Annotated in this window: 16 protein-coding genes; 5 read left to right on the forward strand and 11 right to left on the reverse strand. The window is 63.8% G+C overall.

Annotation, left to right across the window (positions count from 1 at the left end):
* Positions 1-173: 173 nt before the first annotated feature.
* Both M653_RS0127630 and M653_RS0127635 read left to right on the forward strand, forming a co-directional pair.
* The gene (locus M653_RS0127630) at positions 174-842 is read left to right on the forward strand and encodes a DUF1007 family protein (protein ID WP_027146227.1); all 669 of its coding nucleotides are present in this window, start codon (positions 174-176) and stop codon (positions 840-842) included.
* Between the two features lie 14 nt (positions 843-856).
* Positions 857-2,077, forward strand: coding sequence for a nickel/cobalt transporter (locus M653_RS0127635; protein WP_156938301.1), 1,221 nt, complete (start codon positions 857-859; stop codon positions 2,075-2,077).
* 40 nt (positions 2,078-2,117) lie between these two features.
* Here the strand turns inward: M653_RS0127635 and denD are convergent, their stop codons facing one another.
* The 4 genes from denD to M653_RS0127655 form a co-directional block, all read right to left on the reverse strand.
* The gene (gene denD / locus M653_RS0127640; protein ID WP_027146229.1) at positions 2,118-3,095 is read right to left on the reverse strand and encodes a D-erythronate dehydrogenase; all 978 of its coding nucleotides are present in this window, start codon (positions 3,093-3,095) and stop codon (positions 2,118-2,120) included.
* A gap of 12 nt (positions 3,096-3,107) precedes the next feature.
* A complete protein-coding gene (locus M653_RS0127645) occupies positions 3,108-3,320 on the reverse strand; it encodes a hypothetical protein (protein WP_027146230.1) in 213 nt (70 codons plus the stop codon).
* A gap of 89 nt (positions 3,321-3,409) precedes the next feature.
* On the reverse strand, positions 3,410-4,393 hold the full coding sequence (locus M653_RS0127650) for a cation diffusion facilitator family transporter (protein WP_027146231.1): 984 nt from the start codon (positions 4,391-4,393) through the stop codon (positions 3,410-3,412).
* A gap of 14 nt (positions 4,394-4,407) precedes the next feature.
* Positions 4,408-5,094 (reverse strand): GNAT family protein, encoded by a 687-nt coding sequence (locus tag M653_RS0127655; RefSeq protein ID WP_027146232.1) that lies wholly within the window; start codon positions 5,092-5,094, stop codon positions 4,408-4,410.
* An 83-nt stretch (positions 5,095-5,177) separates the two neighbouring features.
* On the opposite strand from M653_RS0127655, the gene M653_RS0127660 reads away from it, so the two are divergent.
* Both M653_RS0127660 and M653_RS0127665 read left to right on the forward strand, forming a co-directional pair.
* On the forward strand, positions 5,178-6,362 hold the full coding sequence (locus M653_RS0127660; protein ID WP_027146233.1) for a pyridoxal phosphate-dependent aminotransferase: 1,185 nt from the start codon (positions 5,178-5,180) through the stop codon (positions 6,360-6,362).
* A 152-nt stretch (positions 6,363-6,514) separates the two neighbouring features.
* The gene (locus M653_RS0127665; protein WP_027146234.1) at positions 6,515-6,889 is read left to right on the forward strand and encodes a YciI family protein; all 375 of its coding nucleotides are present in this window, start codon (positions 6,515-6,517) and stop codon (positions 6,887-6,889) included.
* Between the two features lie 27 nt (positions 6,890-6,916).
* On the opposite strand, the gene M653_RS0127670 is transcribed toward M653_RS0127665, so the two are convergent.
* The 5 genes from M653_RS0127670 to M653_RS1000000137435 all read right to left on the reverse strand — a co-directional run bounded on the left by M653_RS0127670 (position 6,917) and on the right by M653_RS1000000137435 (position 10,304).
* Positions 6,917-7,672, reverse strand: a complete 756-nt coding sequence (locus M653_RS0127670) for an SDR family oxidoreductase (RefSeq protein ID WP_027146235.1) — start codon at positions 7,670-7,672, stop codon at positions 6,917-6,919.
* Positions 7,669-7,851, reverse strand: coding sequence for a hypothetical protein (locus M653_RS1000000137055; protein ID WP_156938300.1), 183 nt, complete (start codon positions 7,849-7,851; stop codon positions 7,669-7,671). Before M653_RS1000000137055 ends, M653_RS0127670 begins: the two co-directional genes overlap by 4 nt.
* 121 nt (positions 7,852-7,972) lie before the next feature.
* On the reverse strand, positions 7,973-8,710 hold the full coding sequence (locus M653_RS0127680) for a tellurite resistance TerB family protein (protein ID WP_027146237.1): 738 nt from the start codon (positions 8,708-8,710) through the stop codon (positions 7,973-7,975).
* A gap of 116 nt (positions 8,711-8,826) precedes the next feature.
* On the reverse strand, positions 8,827-9,759 hold the full coding sequence (locus M653_RS0127685) for a rhodanese-related sulfurtransferase (RefSeq protein WP_027146238.1): 933 nt from the start codon (positions 9,757-9,759) through the stop codon (positions 8,827-8,829).
* Positions 9,760-10,052: 293 nt separating this feature from the next.
* Positions 10,053-10,304 (reverse strand): hypothetical protein, encoded by a 252-nt coding sequence (locus tag M653_RS1000000137435; protein ID WP_198028848.1) that lies wholly within the window; start codon positions 10,302-10,304, stop codon positions 10,053-10,055.
* A gap of 222 nt (positions 10,305-10,526) precedes the next feature.
* Here M653_RS1000000137435 and M653_RS0127695 point away from each other — a divergent pair, with 222 nt between their 5' ends.
* Positions 10,527-11,165, forward strand: coding sequence for a 2-dehydro-3-deoxy-phosphogluconate aldolase (locus M653_RS0127695; RefSeq protein ID WP_027146240.1), 639 nt, complete (start codon positions 10,527-10,529; stop codon positions 11,163-11,165).
* A 289-nt stretch (positions 11,166-11,454) separates the two neighbouring features.
* Here the strand turns inward: M653_RS0127695 and M653_RS0127700 are convergent, their stop codons facing one another.
* Both M653_RS0127700 and M653_RS0127705 read right to left on the reverse strand, forming a co-directional pair.
* Positions 11,455-13,269, reverse strand: a complete 1,815-nt coding sequence (locus M653_RS0127700) for a DUF882 domain-containing protein (RefSeq protein ID WP_245262382.1) — start codon at positions 13,267-13,269, stop codon at positions 11,455-11,457.
* A gap of 409 nt (positions 13,270-13,678) precedes the next feature.
* Complete coding sequence (locus tag M653_RS0127705; protein WP_027146242.1) at positions 13,679-15,214, reverse strand: sigma-54 dependent transcriptional regulator; 1,536 nt, start codon at positions 15,212-15,214, stop codon at positions 13,679-13,681.
* Positions 15,215-15,363: the final 149 nt, after the last annotated feature.

Genomic DNA, 15,363 nt, shown 5'->3' on the forward strand with positions numbered 1-15,363 from the left:
CGTAGTCCCAAAACCGCTTCGCACTTTTGGGCGACACGCCTTTGTTGTGTGCGTGTCGTAGTCCCAAAACCGCTTCGCACTTTTGGGCGACACGCACTGGCGGTCCCAATTTCGCCCCCTTTCTGGTAACCTTCGACAACTCTCTCCGAACGCCAAGGGAATCGCGACCGCGAATGCATTTGAAACGGCACGCAATCATGCTGGCTTCGGCCTTGGCGGCGACCCTTGCCGCGACAGGACCCGCCCAGGTGCATCCGCACGTCTTCGCCGAGGCACGCCTCGACGTGATCCTGTCCGCGGATCACCAAAGTGTGAAAGCGTTGCGCCATCTGTGGCGCTTCGACGACCTGTTTTCGAGTACGGTGATGATGGAGTTCGACAAGAACTCCGACCTGAAGCTTGACGACAAGGAGCTGAAGGAGGTCGCCGATACCGTTCATGCCTCGCTGGCCGAGTTCAATTATTTCCAGCTCGTCACGCAGAACGGCAAGGACCTAACGATGGTGCCGCCGCCGCATCTGATGGCCAATTTCGACAACGACCAGTTGATCATCCTGTTCGAGTCCGAACCCAAGGTGCCGATCAAGCTGACCGGCACGGTCGACATCGGTGTCTACGATCCGACCTTCTACACGGCGATCGACTTCACCGAGGATTCCAACATCACGGTTGAAGGCTTGCCGTCGAATTGCACGAGCAAGGTTATCCGGCCGGACCCTGACGAGGCGATCAAGGAAAACCAGAAGACCCTGACGGATGCTTTCTTCAACGATCCGACAGGCACCGATATGAGCAAGATCTTTGCCACCAAGCTCGAACTGACCTGCCAGCCAGAAGGATAGATCCGGTGAACCTGATCGGGAACTGTTCGAAACCGTCCCTGCGTTTGGCATTCGGCCTGATGGCCCTCACCTTTGCCGTGATGCATTTCGCCAATGCCGCGCACGCCCAGAGTTCGCTCGGCATCGGCGTCAATGACGGCATGGCACCGACCACCGGTCCGTTCGCCCATATCCTGATGTGGATCAATCTCAGGCAGCAGGAATTCTATCGCGCGCTGGCGACAGCCATGAAGGCGATGCGCCAGGACAACAGCAAGCTCTGGGTGCTCATCGGCCTGTCCTTCGCCTATGGCATTTTCNACGCCGCCGGCCCCGGCCACGGCAAGGCGGTGATCTCCTCCTACATGGTGGCAAACGAAGTGGCGCTGAAGCGCGGCATCCTGTTGTCCTTCGTCTCGGCTCTGTTGCAGGGCCTGACGGCGATCCTGGTGATGCTGCTGGCCTATTTCGTCCTGCGCGGCACCACCATCTCGATGACCGATGCGGCCTGGTTCATGGAGATCATGAGCTTTGCCCTGGTCACCCTCTTTGGCGCCTGGCTTTTGTGGCGCAAGCTCGGTCCAGCCGTCCTGCGCCTGTTTGGCAAGGGGCCGGCCTACAGCCTGTCCGCGGCTCACGCAGGTCATTCCCACGCGGGCCATTCTCATGCCGGCGGCCATTCGCATGGCGCCCACGACCATGCTGCGCACGCACATTCCCATGCACTTCACGCGCATGACGACCATGACCATGCGCATGGCCATTCGCACGATCACCACGACGACCACGGCGCGCACGACCACCATCACGCCCATGGCGGGCACGACCATGGCGCGCACGATCATGCGCATCGCGACCACGCCAGCGGCGAGGTCTGCGAAACCTGCGGCCACTCGCATGCACCCGATCCGGCGCTGCTGTCGGGCGACCGCTTCGATTGGCGCACGGCATGGTCGGCGGTGGCTGCGGTCGGCATCCGCCCCTGCTCCGGCGCGCTGATCGTCCTGAGCTTCGCGCTTCTCAACGGGCTCTGGCTCGGCGGCCTGCTGTCGGTGCTGGCGATGTCGATTGGAACCGCCATCACCGTCTCGGCGCTGGCGACGCTGGCCGTGACAGCCAAGAACTGGGCGGTGTATTTCGCCGGCGACGGCCGCATGGGCAACCGCATCCACTCGATCGTCGAGATCGGTGGCGCGGCCTTCGTGTTCCTGTTTGGACTGCTGTTGCTGTCAGCGAGCCTGACGGGCGGCGTCTAGACCCATCCAACCCATTGGAACGGGATAGGCGCCGCAACGCCTAACCGGCGATCTTGCCGCCCAGCTCATCCTCGATATGAACGCGGATGATCTCATCAAAACTTTTCTCGGCGCTGAAGCCAAGCTCCCTTGACCGCCGTGCCTCGAACCGGGTCGGCCAGCCCTTGACGATCGCCCAGATCGTCTCGTCGGGCACCTCGCGGATCAGGCTTGCCGCCTTCGATCCGGCGATGCGTTCCAGCGCCTCGATCTGCTCGCCGACGGTGACGGCGACGCCCGGCATCGTCAGGTTGCGGCGCGGCCCGACGGCGGCACCGTCGATGCCAGCCGCGTGGATCAGGAAATTCACCGCAGAACGCGGGCTGGCATGGGTGTGCAGCACCGAGCGCGGCACCGGCAGGATCGCCTCCTGCCCGCTCAGCGGTTCGCGGATAATGCCGGAGAAGAAGCCGGAGGCCGCCTTATTCGGCTTGCCCGGCCGCACGCAGATCGTCGGCAGCCGGATGCCGATGCCATCGAAAAAGCCGCGCCTTGAATAATCGGCGAGCAGCGCTTCGCTCATCTGCTTCTGCGTGCCGTAGGAGGTCAGCGGCGTCGGGTGGAATTCGTCCGGAATGACATCCGGGAACGGCGCGCCGAACACCGCGATCGACGAGGTGAAGACGACGCGCGGCGCGAACCCCGCCAGGCGGATGGCGTCGAACAGCGCGCGCGTGCCGTCGAGGTTGACGCGGTAGCCGAGTTCGAAATTCGCTTCCGCCTCACCCGACACGATGCCGGCGAGGTGGAAGACGACGTCCGGCCGCGACGCAACCAGGCTTTCCGCGGCGCCTGCTTCGGCAAGGTCACCCGTGTGCGGTGCGACGCTGACGCCGTCCATGGCTGGCGCCTGCGCCGGCACGATGTCATGCAGATCGAGCGCGGTGATCTTCTTGCCGCGCAGTGTGCCGTCCTTGGCCAGCCGGGCGATGAGTTTGCGGCCGACCATGCCCGCCGCGCCAGTGATCAGAATGCGCATGTCCGATATCCCTTACTTGTCCCGATTTTTGCGCTGGCTGCGCGCGCGCAGCCAGAACACCAAGAAGAACGCCAGCACGAAGGCGGTGCCGAAGATACCCGCCAGCACGGTCGAATAGTTGCCGAGTGCCAACATCACGGTCGGCAGGTAGAATGCGGCAATGCCGAACAGAAGCATGATCCAGACCGCCGCGATGGCCGCATTGCGCGTGTCGCGGTCCATCATGCCGGACCGGAGCGGCGATCGTTCATCGGGCTGAGTTTCAAAGCTGGAGAACTCCTGAGGCAGGTCCGATCAATGATCATCGATCGGGCCTAGTGACAGTGGCCGTGATGCGGAGCCGCATCGTGCCCGTGCTTATGGTCGTGGCCGTCGCCATCGTCGGCGCAGTGGCCGAATTCCGGTTCCACGGTGGCATGGCTGATGCCGTGCTCGCTGGCAAGCCGCTTCTTGATGGCGCTGACCGCCTGATGCGCGTCGACGCCCTCGTCAAGGCAAGCGTGCAGGGTCGCCATGCTGCTCGTGCCGTCGATCGACCAGATATGCATATGGTGCACTTCGCGCACGCCCCGGACGGTTGTCTGGATATCCCCGGCGATCAGGTCGCGGTCGAGGCTTGGCGGCACGCCTTCGAGCAGGACGTGGGCGGCGGCGCGCATCAGCGACCAGGCGGTGGACAGGATCAGCAGCGAGACCAGCACGGACAGGATCGGGTCGATCGGCGTCCAGCCGGTCGCCAGGATGACCAGTGCCGCCACGATCGCGGCGGCAGAGCCGAGCAGATCGCCAAGCACATGCAGGATGGCGCCGCGCATGTTGAGGTTGTCTCGATCGCCGCCATGCAGCACCAGGAAGGAGCCTATATTGACCAGCAGGCCGAGGATCGCCACCACCAGCATCGGACCGCCCAGCACCGGTGCAGGTGTCAGCAGGCGATTCCATGCCTCGTAGACGATCCACAGCGCGATGACGAAGATGGCGATGCCGTTGGTGTAAGCCACCAGCGTCTTGACCCGGCCGAAGCCGTAGGTGAGCTGGCCGGTCGCCGGCCGGCCTGCCAGATGGAAGGCATACCAGGCCAGGCCGAGCGCAATGGCGTCGGCGAGCATGTGGCCGGCATCGGCCAGCAGCGCCAGCGACCCCGTAAACAGGCCGCCGAGCGCCTCGGCGACCATGAAGCCGGCGGTAAGGCAAGCCGCGATCAGCACGCGCTTCTTGTCGCTCGAGCCATGCACATGGCCAGCGCCGTGATCGTGCCCGCCGTGGTCGTGCCCGCCGTGGTCGTGGGTATGGGCCAAATGACAAACTCCCGTTAAGCGCCGAATTCCGCGCGAAAATCCTCCAGGCGGCGCTTCTGCTGGCCATCGGCGTCGAAGTTGGCTGGATCGAGCCAGGCTTCATAAGCCTTGCACAGAGCTGGCCATTCCTTGTCGATGATCGAATACCACGCGGTGTCGCGGTTTTCACCCTTGACGATGAGATGCTGGCGGAAAATGCCCTCGAATTTGAAGCCGAACCGTTCCGCCGCGCGCTTCGACGGCTCGTTGCGGTTGTTGCACTTCCATTCGTAGCGGCGATAGCCGAGTTCGTCGAAGATGTATTTCATGAACAGGAACTGCGCTTCCGTCGCCGCCGGCTTGCGCGAGATGAGCGGTCCCCAGTAGATGTTGCCGATCTCGATGACGCCATAGGCCGGATCGATGCGCATCAACGTCTGGCGTCCCGCGATCCTGCCGCTCGCCTTGTCGATGACCGCGAAGAACAGTGGATCCTCGCTGGCCTCCACCTTGTCCAGCCAGGGCTGGAAGGCGGCGCGGGTTTCCGGCGGATAATCGGGCAGCCAGGCGAAGCGGCCGTCGACATCGGCTACGGAAGACGCTTCATAGAGGCCGTCGCCGTGCTTCGCGGCACTCAGCGGCTCGAGCCTGACATAGCGGCCCTCCAGCACCTTGCGCTCGGGCCGCGGACGCGGTTGCCAGTCTTTGAGATTTTCCGACACCGAAAGCTCCAATCCGTTTGACTTTTGCGAGCGGACGCTCACAAAAACGCTGCCGCACAGTAAGAACCACAGGGACGGGAAAAATGCTCCACACGATTTCGGCCTTCGACCGTCTCGGCGAGGAAAATGCGTTCGCGGTGCTGGCGCGAGCAACGGCACTTGCCCAACAGGGCCGCGACATCGTCAACCTCGGCATCGGCCAGCCAGACTTCAAGACGCCGCAGCACATCGTCGAGACGGCGATCAAGGCGTTGCGTGACGGCCACCATGGCTACACGCCGGCCAACGGCCTTTTGGCGACGCGCGAGGCGGTGGTGCGCCGCACGCTGACCACCACCGGCGTCGAAATCTCGCCTGAGGCGGTGATGATCATGCCCGGCGGCAAGCCGACCATGTTCGCCGCCATCCTGATGTTCGGCGAACCGGGCGCCGAGATCCTCTATCCCGACCCCGGCTTTCCCATCTACCGCTCGATGATCGAATTCACCGGTGCGACCCCCGTTCCCGTGCCGATGCGCGAGGAAAACGGCTTCGCCTTCTCGGCGCAAGAGACACTGGCGCTGATTACGCCGAAGACCAGGCTCCTGATCCTCAACTCGCCGGCCAACCCGACCGGTGGCGTCACGCCCCGGGCCGAGATTGAAAAACTAGTCAAGGGGCTGGAGAAGCACCCAGATGTCGCCATCCTCTCCGACGAGATCTACGATGTCATGACCTATGACGGCGAGACGCATTGCTCGCTGCTCGGCTTTCCCGAGATCCGCGACCGGCTGATCGTGCTCAACGGCTGGTCGAAGACCTGGGCGATGACCGGCTGGCGCATGGGCTGGTCGATCTGGCCGAACGGCGACAAGGGCGGCCATCTCTACGATAAGGTGCGCAAGCTGGCGGTCAATTGCTGGTCCTGCGTCAACGCGCCGAGCCAGTTCGCCGGCATCGCCGCGATCGACGGCCCGCAGGACGATGTCGACAAGATGATGCGCGCCTTCGACAACCGCCGGAAGATCGTGGTCGACGGCCTGAACGCCCTGCCAAACGTCTCCTGCATCACGCCCAAGGGCGCATTCTATGCCTTCCCAAATGTCTCGAAAACCGGTTGGAAGGCCAAGAAGCTCGCCTCGGCGCTGCTCGACGAGGCCGGTGTGGCGCTGATCGGCGGCCCCGATTTCGGCATTCTCGGCGAAGGCTATATCAGGCTCTCCTACGCCAATTCCGAAGAGAACATCCTGCGCGCCCTGGAACGGATTGGAGCGTTTCTGGCGAAGTGAGGCTCAGCGTCCGCCGCGCGAGCCCAGATAGGGTGCCGCCGCCTTCCATGACGGTGTCATGAGCCGTCCGGAGGCGCTTGGCCAAGGCTGGGCGGGCAGGCCGAAAACGGCTACGACTTCCCTGCATCAGGGACCAAATGAGGGAATCTCGGATGTTCTATGCAATCCTCGCCTATCACGTGGAAGACGCGATCAAGGCGATGACGCCGCAGGAAGATACGGCGCTGATGGCCGAGTTGCTGAAGATAAACACCCGGCTTCACGAGGAAGGCACGCTTGGACCGTCCGCGCGTCTGGGGGCAACACAGGATGCCTGCACCCTGCGCGGCCCAGGCGACGGCATGATTGTCGACGGCCCCTTCGCCGAAACCAAGGAACAGTTGCTCGGCCTCTATGTCGTCGACTGCGCCACGAGAGAGGACGCCATCGCGATCGCCCGCGACCTTCGCCGCGTCAATCCTACCGCCGTTTACGAGATCAGGCCCATTTTGCTTTTCAAGCCCGGCGTGCCGCTGGCTGGCAAATGAACCGGCGGCGAAAGCCCTGCCGGCGGCTCACCCGCGCCCGACGAATGGCATCTTGGTCGCCATCACCGTCATGAACAGCACGTTGGCGTCGAGCGGTAGGCTGGCCATGTGCACGACCGCATCGGCGACGCGCTGGACATCCATCACCGCTTCGGCGGCGATCGAGCCATTGGCCTGCGGCACGCCGACGGTCATCGGCTGCGCCATGTCGGTCAGCGCATTGCCGATGTCGATCTGGCCGCAGGCGATGTCAAAGGGGCGGCCATCCAGCGCCAGCGTCTTGGTCAACCCCCTAATGGCGTGCTTGGTCGCCGTATAGGGGACGGAGCCCGGACGGGGCGCATAAGCCGACACCGAACCGTTGTTGATGATACGGCCGCCCATCGGCTTCTGCTTGCGCATGGCGCCGAAGGCGGCGCGCGCGCACAGGAACGAGCCGGTGAGATTGACGCCGACGATATCGTTCCACACCTCGACCGGTATCTCGTCGATGGGCGTCGACTTGTAGCCCATGCCGGCATTGTTGAAGAGCAGGTCGACGCGGCCGAAAGCCTCCGCCACCGTCTCGAACAGATCGTCGACCTCGCCGGCCTTGCTGATGTCGCAGGAAACCGCCAAAGCCCTGGCCTCGGTCGGGCCGATCTCGGCGATCGCGGCATCCAGCACCGGCTTGCGGCGCCCGCAGAACACCGTGTTCCAGCCCGCCTGGAGCAATGCCGTGGCGACGCTCTTGCCGATCCCGGTGCCGGCGCCGGTGACGATGGCGGTTTTTTGCTCGGTCATGGCAGTTGTCCTCCGGCAGCGCTGTGCGTGCTCGCCTGATCTACAAGTTTGGTTCGGGTGGAGAAGGCATCGCAAATGATGGCGGCGATGGCAAGCGCGGCCACCGGGACATGCCCTCGAAAAGTGAAACCCGTTTCTTTGGAGGGAAGCCGGCGAGCGCCGACAAAAAGGGCGGTCATTGGCGACCGCCCTGATCTGAACCGGGCTTGGGAGGAGGAAAAGCCGATCCGACTGTGTAGAATGATGCGCTTCCTGAGTTAACGAAAGGTAAACGCCTCCAGGGCCTCTTGCCAATCCGGGCTACCAGCGCGGATTGGGTGACGTACCCTTGGCGGCGGGCACTTTCGCCGCCGAAACCGTCGCCTCGACATGGTCGATCAGCGCATCCGGCAGGCCAAGCCGCCCGGCAAGCAGGTCGAGGTAACCGCGCTCGGCGCGCGTGTCGGGGTCGATGGTGAGGCGCGACGCCGTATAGAGCTCGAGCTTCTGCGCGTCGGTCCTGGCGCCGGCCACCAGCGTGTCGAGGTCGAGCGGGCTCTCCAGCTCCGCCATCAGGAATTTTTCCGCATCGGTGCCGATCCCGGCGAGGTTGAGCTTGCCGGCGATCTTCTGGCGTTCCTCGTCGTCGACATGGCCGTCGGCCTTGGCCGCCGAGATCATCGCCCGGACCAGGGTCAGCGTGAACTCATCCTCGCCTTGCGGCGCCTGCGAGGGGTGGAAGGCGGTGTCCTTGGGTGGCGGCAGCAATTCCGGCTCGCCGGCGGCGGGCGCCTGTTCCGGTGCGTTGCCGGCCTTGTAGTTCTGATAGGCCTTGTAGGCGAGACCACCGATGGCGGCCAAGCCGCCGAGCTTCACCGCGGCACCCGTCACCTGCCGGCCGGCGCCGGTCCCAAGCAGCACGGCAGCCAGCGCACCGGCGGCCAGCGGATTGTCCTTGGCCATCTGCACCGCTTGCCCGGCCTTGTCGCGGACCGTGCCGCTGGTCCCGGGAACTTGCGAGCCGAGCAGATCGTCGAGAAGCTTCTTGGGATCGAACATCAATGCCTCCAGGATTTGCCCGGCCGAACGGGCAGGTTTCGACGCCGAAGACGTAGGTCCCGAAGCTTGATATTGCAATGACAGGCGACCCGGTTTGCCCGGCCCCGGCGCCTCGATCAGGATCCGATATGCGGTCCCCTGCCCCGGGCTTGCGCAAGCTCGACCTGGCGCTGGCGCTCTGCGTAGCGCTTGCGGTCCTCATCCGAGCGGGCATCGAAGCAGTGCGGGCACGAAACCCCGGCGGCATATTTCGGCGACACCAGCTCGCTCTCCGTCAGCGGATGGCGGCATGCGCGGCAGAGTTCCGCGTCGCCCTCCGCGAGGCCGTGCGACACCGAAACCCGTTCGTCGAAGACGAAGCACTCGCCCTGCCACAGGCTCTGCTCCGCTGGAACATCCTCGAGATATTTGAGAATACCGCCCCTGAGGTGGAACACGTCCTCGAAGCCGAGCGACTTCACATAAGCGGTCGCCTTTTCGCAGCGTATGCCGCCTGTGCAGAACATCGCCACCTTGCGCCCTTCGAGATCCGCCCGGTGCGCTTCCACCCAGGCCGGGAATTCGCGAAAGCTCGCCGTCGCCGGATCGACGGCGCCCTTGAAGGTGCCGATCGAGACCTCATAGCCATTGCGCGTATCGATGACGATCGTGTCGGGCTGCGAGATCAGCGCATTCCAGTCGCCCGGCTCCACATAGGTGCCCGCGCTTTTCGCCGGGTCGATGGTCTCGACACCCATGGTGACGATCTCGCGTTTCAGCCGCACCTTCATGCGGTGGAACGGCATGGCCGCGGCACCGCTGTATTTGACCTCGAGACCCGACAGGCCGTCGATCGCTTCGATGTATTCGATCAGCGCGGCGATCGCTTCCTCGCTGCCCGCGACGGTGCCGTTGATGCCCTCATGCGCCAGGAGCAGCGTGCCCTTGATCCCGCGCCCGCAGCAGAAGGCCGCAAGCGGCGCGCGCAATGCCTCGAAAGCGTCAAGCCGGGCAAAGCGGTAGAGCGCGGCGACGCGGACTGGCTGGGATGGCGCGGGCAGAGTTGTCATCGCCAGAGCAACTAGACGCTCGCAGAAGCCGATTCAAGGTGAAACGGGCTCGGGCTGGGTAAATGTCTCAGTGTGAATTTTGGATCAACCTGCAGATCGTGAAATAGACCACCACATGCGTTGCTTCGAACATCGTTAGCGTAACGACAAAGGCTCCGACGAGAATAACTGAAGGATATCGGTCGAACCATGAGGGCGGCGCGCCATCGCTCTCGTTGAGGATAGCAAGGGCCTGGTTCCAAACGGCGAGAAAACGAAGTACGGTCCACACAGCGGCCCATGCCACGACGAATTCAAGGGGCAATGCTCGGAGAGCAAAGTAAATCGGGCCGATTAGAGATACGATTGGAAAAAGAACGTTCATCTGTTGGGCGCTTTTTGTAATGTCCACGCGGTCCGTGTTTCGGCGCAACCTTGTCCATCTTCCCGCAAAGATCATCCATAGACCAGAGCGTCTTGGACATGCCAGCGGCCATTGCCGGCGTCATTTTTAGCGTCTTGTGCATTTTGATAAAGTTGTACCAAACCGTGTAGATCGCGGCCATGTGACGTGGTTCTCGAACTTCTTTGAGAACGCATTGGTCAAACGCGTGAATCAGCGCATCTGCATACGCGTGGGCTGCTCGTCATGGCCTTGTCGGGAAAGAACCTTTAAGCTCGGCGGCAACACGTGACATCGCGCCGCGACCGGTTTCGTGGACAGGGCAATACCCGCCTGCTAATCGGTTGAAATGCCCCTCGATGCGGCCCTCGACAAGGAGAGACAGATGCCCAGCAAGACCGAGAAACTCCTGTCGCTCCTCAATGGCCAGCCTGTCATTCCGGTGTTGAAGATCGCCAATGTAGCCGATGCGGTGCCGCTGGCCCGTGCTTTGGCGCGCGGCGGTTTGCCCGCGATCGAGATCACGCTCAGGACCGCGGATGCGCTCGAAGCGATCCGTCGCGTGGCCGGCGAGGTCGAGGGGGCCATCGTCGGCGCCGGCACCATTCTGGACAGCAAGCAGTTCGACGAGGCAGCCGGTGCCGGTTCGCGATTTATCGTCAGCCCCGGCATCACCCGCGAGCTTCTGGCTGCCGCCGCCGGCAGCGAGGTTCCGTTGCTGCCCGGCGCCATCACGCCCGGCGAGATCATGGCCGCGCGCGAAGCCGGCCTGCGCTTCCTGAAATTCTTCCCCGCCGAGCAGTCCGGCGGCATCGCTTCGCTCAAGGCCTTCGCCTCGCCGCTGGCCGACGTCAAATTCTGCCCGACCGGCGGCATCACCGGCAAGAACGCCGCCGACTATCTCGCTTTGCCCAATGTCATTTGCGTCGGCGGCTCGTGGGTGGCGCCCGACGACTTGGTCAAGGCCGGCAAGTGGGACGAGATCGAAGCGCTCGCACGCGCCGCCAGCAAACTCGCGAAATAACCTTTCCGGGCGGCCCGAAAAAACCGGCCGACTGGCGTCGACCGGGCCTCTTTGACCGGCTGGGGGGTGCGATCCGTTGCAGACCCTTGACCGTCTGCTTGGGGTGGTGCCGCCAGTGCGTCACGACCCTGGTGCGGCAGCACTTCTCCATCATGTGCATATGATTGTCGGTCTGACGACAAGCCGCGCCTGATCCTGCGGCATCAGGCACCACCTGCATCGCACCTCTGGACAGCAAAAAGCCGCGCGGGTCGCCCGGCGCGGCTTCAGCAATATTCCGGGCTGTTCGCTACTTCGTCTGGAAACGGGCGACCGACAGGAACTTGACGGCATTGCCGGTGAAACGGTTGGCGTCGGCCATCTGGTTGCCCGCCTGGAAGCCAGTCGTATAGACCTCGCTCGGCGGCGTATGCACGATGTTGTAGGCGTAACCCGGCGCGGTCGTCGCGCTCGAAACGGTGGCAACGTTTTCGCCGCTGGTCAGCGCCCAGCGGGCGGCCTGCGGAGCAGCGGCAACCACCACGGCCCTGGGGACGGGTTTCTGGTCGCGGACGGTGGCCCTGGCTTCCTTGCGGGTCGTCTTCACACCAGCGCCGATCGCGGCGACCGGATCGGAACCGGCAGGACGGGCGGCAACAGCCTGGCGCGGCGAGGCCGCATCGACACCAGACGGATCGTTGAAGGCCGAACGCGGTTCTTCGGCCAACGAGGCCACCTGATATTCGTCGGCGGTGCCGACCTGGGCATTGGCCTCGTCGAGCACGGCCTTGACGGCGTCCGGCTTGGTCGGCTCGGGACGCGCTGTCGGCAGCACGGAGAACGCATCCGTCGCGGTCTTGCCCTGGTCAGCCGTTTCGGCCAGCGCCATCAGCACATCCTTGCTGGGCGGCGGTGCGAGGTCCGCCGGCAGCGAGCGCTCGGGGCGCCATGTCGGCAGTGGGATGTTGTTGAGGGCGACCTGCGCCGGATCGGCGGCCGCGGCTTCCGCGATGGCTGCCGGATCGGACTTGCCGAAAGGCATGTTCGCCGGTGCCTGAGCCGTCGCCACTGCCTGTTCGGTGGTGGCCGTCGCATCCGCCGTGGTGAAGGGAACATTCTCAGGCGGCTGCGCGCCGACATCGGCCTTCGGCCGCGGCGCGAAATCGGGCAGCGGGATTTCCTTGGCCGGCAGCGCCGCGATAATCGTCTCCGGCGTGTTCTTCTCCGGTTCCGGAGCCTGCTCATCGGCAACCTGCGGAATGTCGGCCCGTTGGGCATTCTCGGGGGCTACGATGGCGATGCCAGGCACGTTGCTGCTCTTGGCGGCGGCGGCCGGCTTCAGATTTCTAGCCTTGGGCGCAGGTGCGGCCGAAGCGGTCTCCACGTCGGCGCTGTCGTCGGCCTCGTCGTCGCCACCGCCGCCGAACAAGGCAGAGAGGAACCCGCCGGATTTCTTGCCGCTGCCGCCGGCGCTGGCCATCTCGATATTCGGTGTGCCGGAACCCTTGCGCGATTGGTAGGAGGCCAGCGCCTGTTCATAGCCGGGCAGCGGCCGGCCGTCGCTCGGCACATGCAGCGTCTTGCCATTGGGGAACAGGCTGACCAGTTCCTGGCGGCTGATGCCGGGCCAGTGGCGCACATTGCCGACATCCATGTGGACGAACGGCGAACCGGAGGTCGGGTAATAACCGACGCCACCGCCCTGCATCTTGAGGCCGATGTTGCGCAGCTTCTTCAGCGGCACGCCGGGAATATAGAAATCCATCGCCTTGCCAAGCATATGCTGGCTCTTCTCGGCGACACCGCGGCTGCGGCTGCGCAGCATTGAATTGGTCGAGGGCGAGCGGTAGCCGCAGACGACCTGGATATAGTCGGTGGCGCCGCTTTCGCGATAAGCCTCCCAGACCAGATCCAGCAGACGCGGGTCCATCTTGGTCGGCTCGTTGCGGCGCCAGTCGCGCAGGATGATGTTGATCTTCCTCAGGCCCTCGGGAACGTAGCGGCCATTGCGCTTGTAGACGATCTCCGCCTTCTCGTGCGTGTGGAGGTGGTAGAGCTTTAGCGAACGAACTTCGGCTTGGGCGCCCGTGGCGGCCGCGGCAACAAAACCAAATGCGACAATCACCGCCGCCAACCATCTCGGCCAGACGTTCAAATGATAGTGCCGCCCGTTTGTGAGTCGTTCGATTCTGTTCAAATCAAAAGGCCTTGCAGGCTGCCGTTTGTCCCCGGATTTGCCCAAACGGACGTGTCGTTTTCACATCCGAATATCGATCCTAATGGTTAATCATCGCTTATTGAAGCCGAAATGCGGTAACACCGTGGCGATATCCCGTCAAAAATTGTCCGCGCGGTTTCTTGGTAAACCGCTGGTTTAGATCAGGATTCCGGCTTTGGCCGAACACGATCTGTTACCATTGGCCTCAATGCGTGAACAATACCCACATCGAGCGCCGCCTCCGACCCGCGATAGTCCGGGAAGGCACTCTGTCAGCACACATAGTGACGAAGGAAGCTGGTCCCGGCCTTGCGGTTCAGGATGCAAGCCTGTCGACGCGGCCGGTTTCCGGGTCGATGCCGTATTCCTTGAGCTTGCGGTAAAGCGTCGAGCGGCCGATGCCGAGCCGGCGGGCGACCTCACTCATCTGGCCATTGTAGTGATCGATGGCGAGCTTGATCATTTCGAGTTCGACATCGGCCAGCGCACGCACATTGCCGCGCTCGTCGAGCGCCCGCAGCGTGCCGAAGCGGGGCTGCGCCCCGGCCGGCTGCACAGTTGCCGGAGCGGTCTCATCGGGCACGACGTCCTCGTCGCGCGGCGCCAGCGGCGGCGCCGCGCCGCTGGTTTCGAACGTGTCGTCCACCTCAAGATTGACAGTGCCTTCCACCTGCGCGCGGATCTGCGGGAAATCATCGGCGGTCAAAACATCGCCTTCGCACAGCACCGATGCGCGGAAGACGGCGTTTTCGAGCTGCCGGATGTTGCCAGGCCAGTCATAGGCCTGCAGCACTGCGAGTGCCGCCGCCGAAATGCCTTTCAGCCGATGGCGCGGGTCCGCGGGCGCCACCTTTTCCATGAAATGCGTGACCAGATGGGGAATGTCGTCGCGGCGGTCGCGCAGCGGCGGCACGAAGATCGGGTAGACGTTGAGCCGGTAGAACAGATCCTCGCGGAACTTGCCGTCCTTGACCTGCTGCAGGAGGTTGCGGTGCGTCGCCGAAATCAGCCGGATGTCGACCTTGACGGTCGAGCGGCCGCCGACCGGATCGACCTCGCCCTCCTGGACCGCGCGCAGCAGCTTGACCTGGACATCGAGCGGCAGGTCGCCGATCTCGTCGAGGAACAGCGTGCCGGAATGCGCCTCGACGAATTTACCGGTGTGCTTGTCGGTGGCGCCGGTGAACGAGCCTTTCTCGTGGCCGAACAGGATGGATTCCACCAGATTGTCGGGGATGGCGCCGCAATTGACGGTGACGAACGGTTTCGAGCGGCGGTCGCCGCTGCCCTGGATGGCACGCGCCACCAGCTCCTTGCCGACCCCGGATTCGCCCTCGATCAGGATCGGGATGTTGGAGGCCGCCGCTTTCTGGCCGAGGCGTATCACCCTGTCCATGGCCGGACTGTGGGTGATCATGTCCCTGAAGGTCAGCAGCCCGCCGCGTTTGCGCGATGTGCGCTTGACCTCGCCCTCGACCGCCTCGACCTTGAGCGCATTGGAGATCGAGGCCTGCAGCCTGTCGGGCGAAGCCGGCTTGACGACGAAATCGAAAGCGCCGTGGCGCATCGCCGAAACCACGGTTTCGATGCCGCCCTGTGCGGTCTGCACGATGACCGGCACGCTGATGTCGCGCTCGCGCATCGCCTTCAGCACGCCGATGCCGTCGAGACCGGGCATGACAAGGTCGAGGATCACGACCGAGACATCGCGGGCGCCAGGCCCGTCGAGGACTTCGAGGCCGGCAGCACCGCCATCGGCGATGATTGCGGTATGGCCGAACCGCGTCACCGCCGCCTCGAGCAGCCGGCGCTGCACGGGATCGTCATCGACTATGAGTATGGAACCTGTCATGACTGTCTTGGTCTGCCCGAGCCCGAATTCCCCATGGATCATCTTGGCACAGGGTTCTAAATAAGGTTTCAAAAAACCCGGTGAACGAATTGCTTAGGATTTGACCGGCTTCTCCATTCCGTTGAGTCCGGCTCCGTAATTCCGGTCAC

The sequence above is a fragment of the Mesorhizobium sp. WSM3626 genome (assembly GCF_000513935.1).
Classification (GTDB): Bacteria; Pseudomonadota; Alphaproteobacteria; order Rhizobiales; family Rhizobiaceae; genus Mesorhizobium; species Mesorhizobium salmacidum.

What these genes read in the sequence shown, in the direction of transcription:
- M653_RS0127630 (WP_027146227.1), top strand. Translation starts at nt 174, where the DNA reads ATGCATTTGAAACGGCACGCAATCATGCTGGCTTCGGCCTTGGCGGCG.
- denD (WP_027146229.1), bottom strand. Translation starts at nt 3,095, where the DNA reads ATGCGCATTCTGATCACTGGCGCGGCGGGCATGGTCGGCCGCAAACTC.
- M653_RS0127645 (WP_027146230.1), bottom strand. Translation starts at nt 3,320, where the DNA reads ATGATGGACCGCGACACGCGCAATGCGGCCATCGCGGCGGTCTGGATC.
- M653_RS0127660 (WP_027146233.1), top strand. Translation starts at nt 5,178, where the DNA reads ATGCTCCACACGATTTCGGCCTTCGACCGTCTCGGCGAGGAAAATGCG.
- M653_RS0127665 (WP_027146234.1), top strand. Translation starts at nt 6,515, where the DNA reads ATGTTCTATGCAATCCTCGCCTATCACGTGGAAGACGCGATCAAGGCG.
- M653_RS0127670 (WP_027146235.1), bottom strand. Translation starts at nt 7,672, where the DNA reads ATGACCGAGCAAAAAACCGCCATCGTCACCGGCGCCGGCACCGGGATC.
- M653_RS1000000137055 (WP_156938300.1), bottom strand. Translation starts at nt 7,851, where the DNA reads ATGACCGCCCTTTTTGTCGGCGCTCGCCGGCTTCCCTCCAAAGAAACG.
- M653_RS0127680 (WP_027146237.1), bottom strand. Translation starts at nt 8,710, where the DNA reads ATGTTCGATCCCAAGAAGCTTCTCGACGATCTGCTCGGCTCGCAAGTT.
- M653_RS0127685 (WP_027146238.1), bottom strand. Translation starts at nt 9,759, where the DNA reads ATGACAACTCTGCCCGCGCCATCCCAGCCAGTCCGCGTCGCCGCGCTC.
- M653_RS1000000137435 (WP_198028848.1), bottom strand. Translation starts at nt 10,304, where the DNA reads ATGGCCGCGATCTACACGGTTTGGTACAACTTTATCAAAATGCACAAG.
- M653_RS0127695 (WP_027146240.1), top strand. Translation starts at nt 10,527, where the DNA reads ATGCCCAGCAAGACCGAGAAACTCCTGTCGCTCCTCAATGGCCAGCCT.
- M653_RS0127705 (WP_027146242.1), bottom strand. Translation starts at nt 15,214, where the DNA reads ATGACAGGTTCCATACTCATAGTCGATGACGATCCCGTGCAGCGCCGG.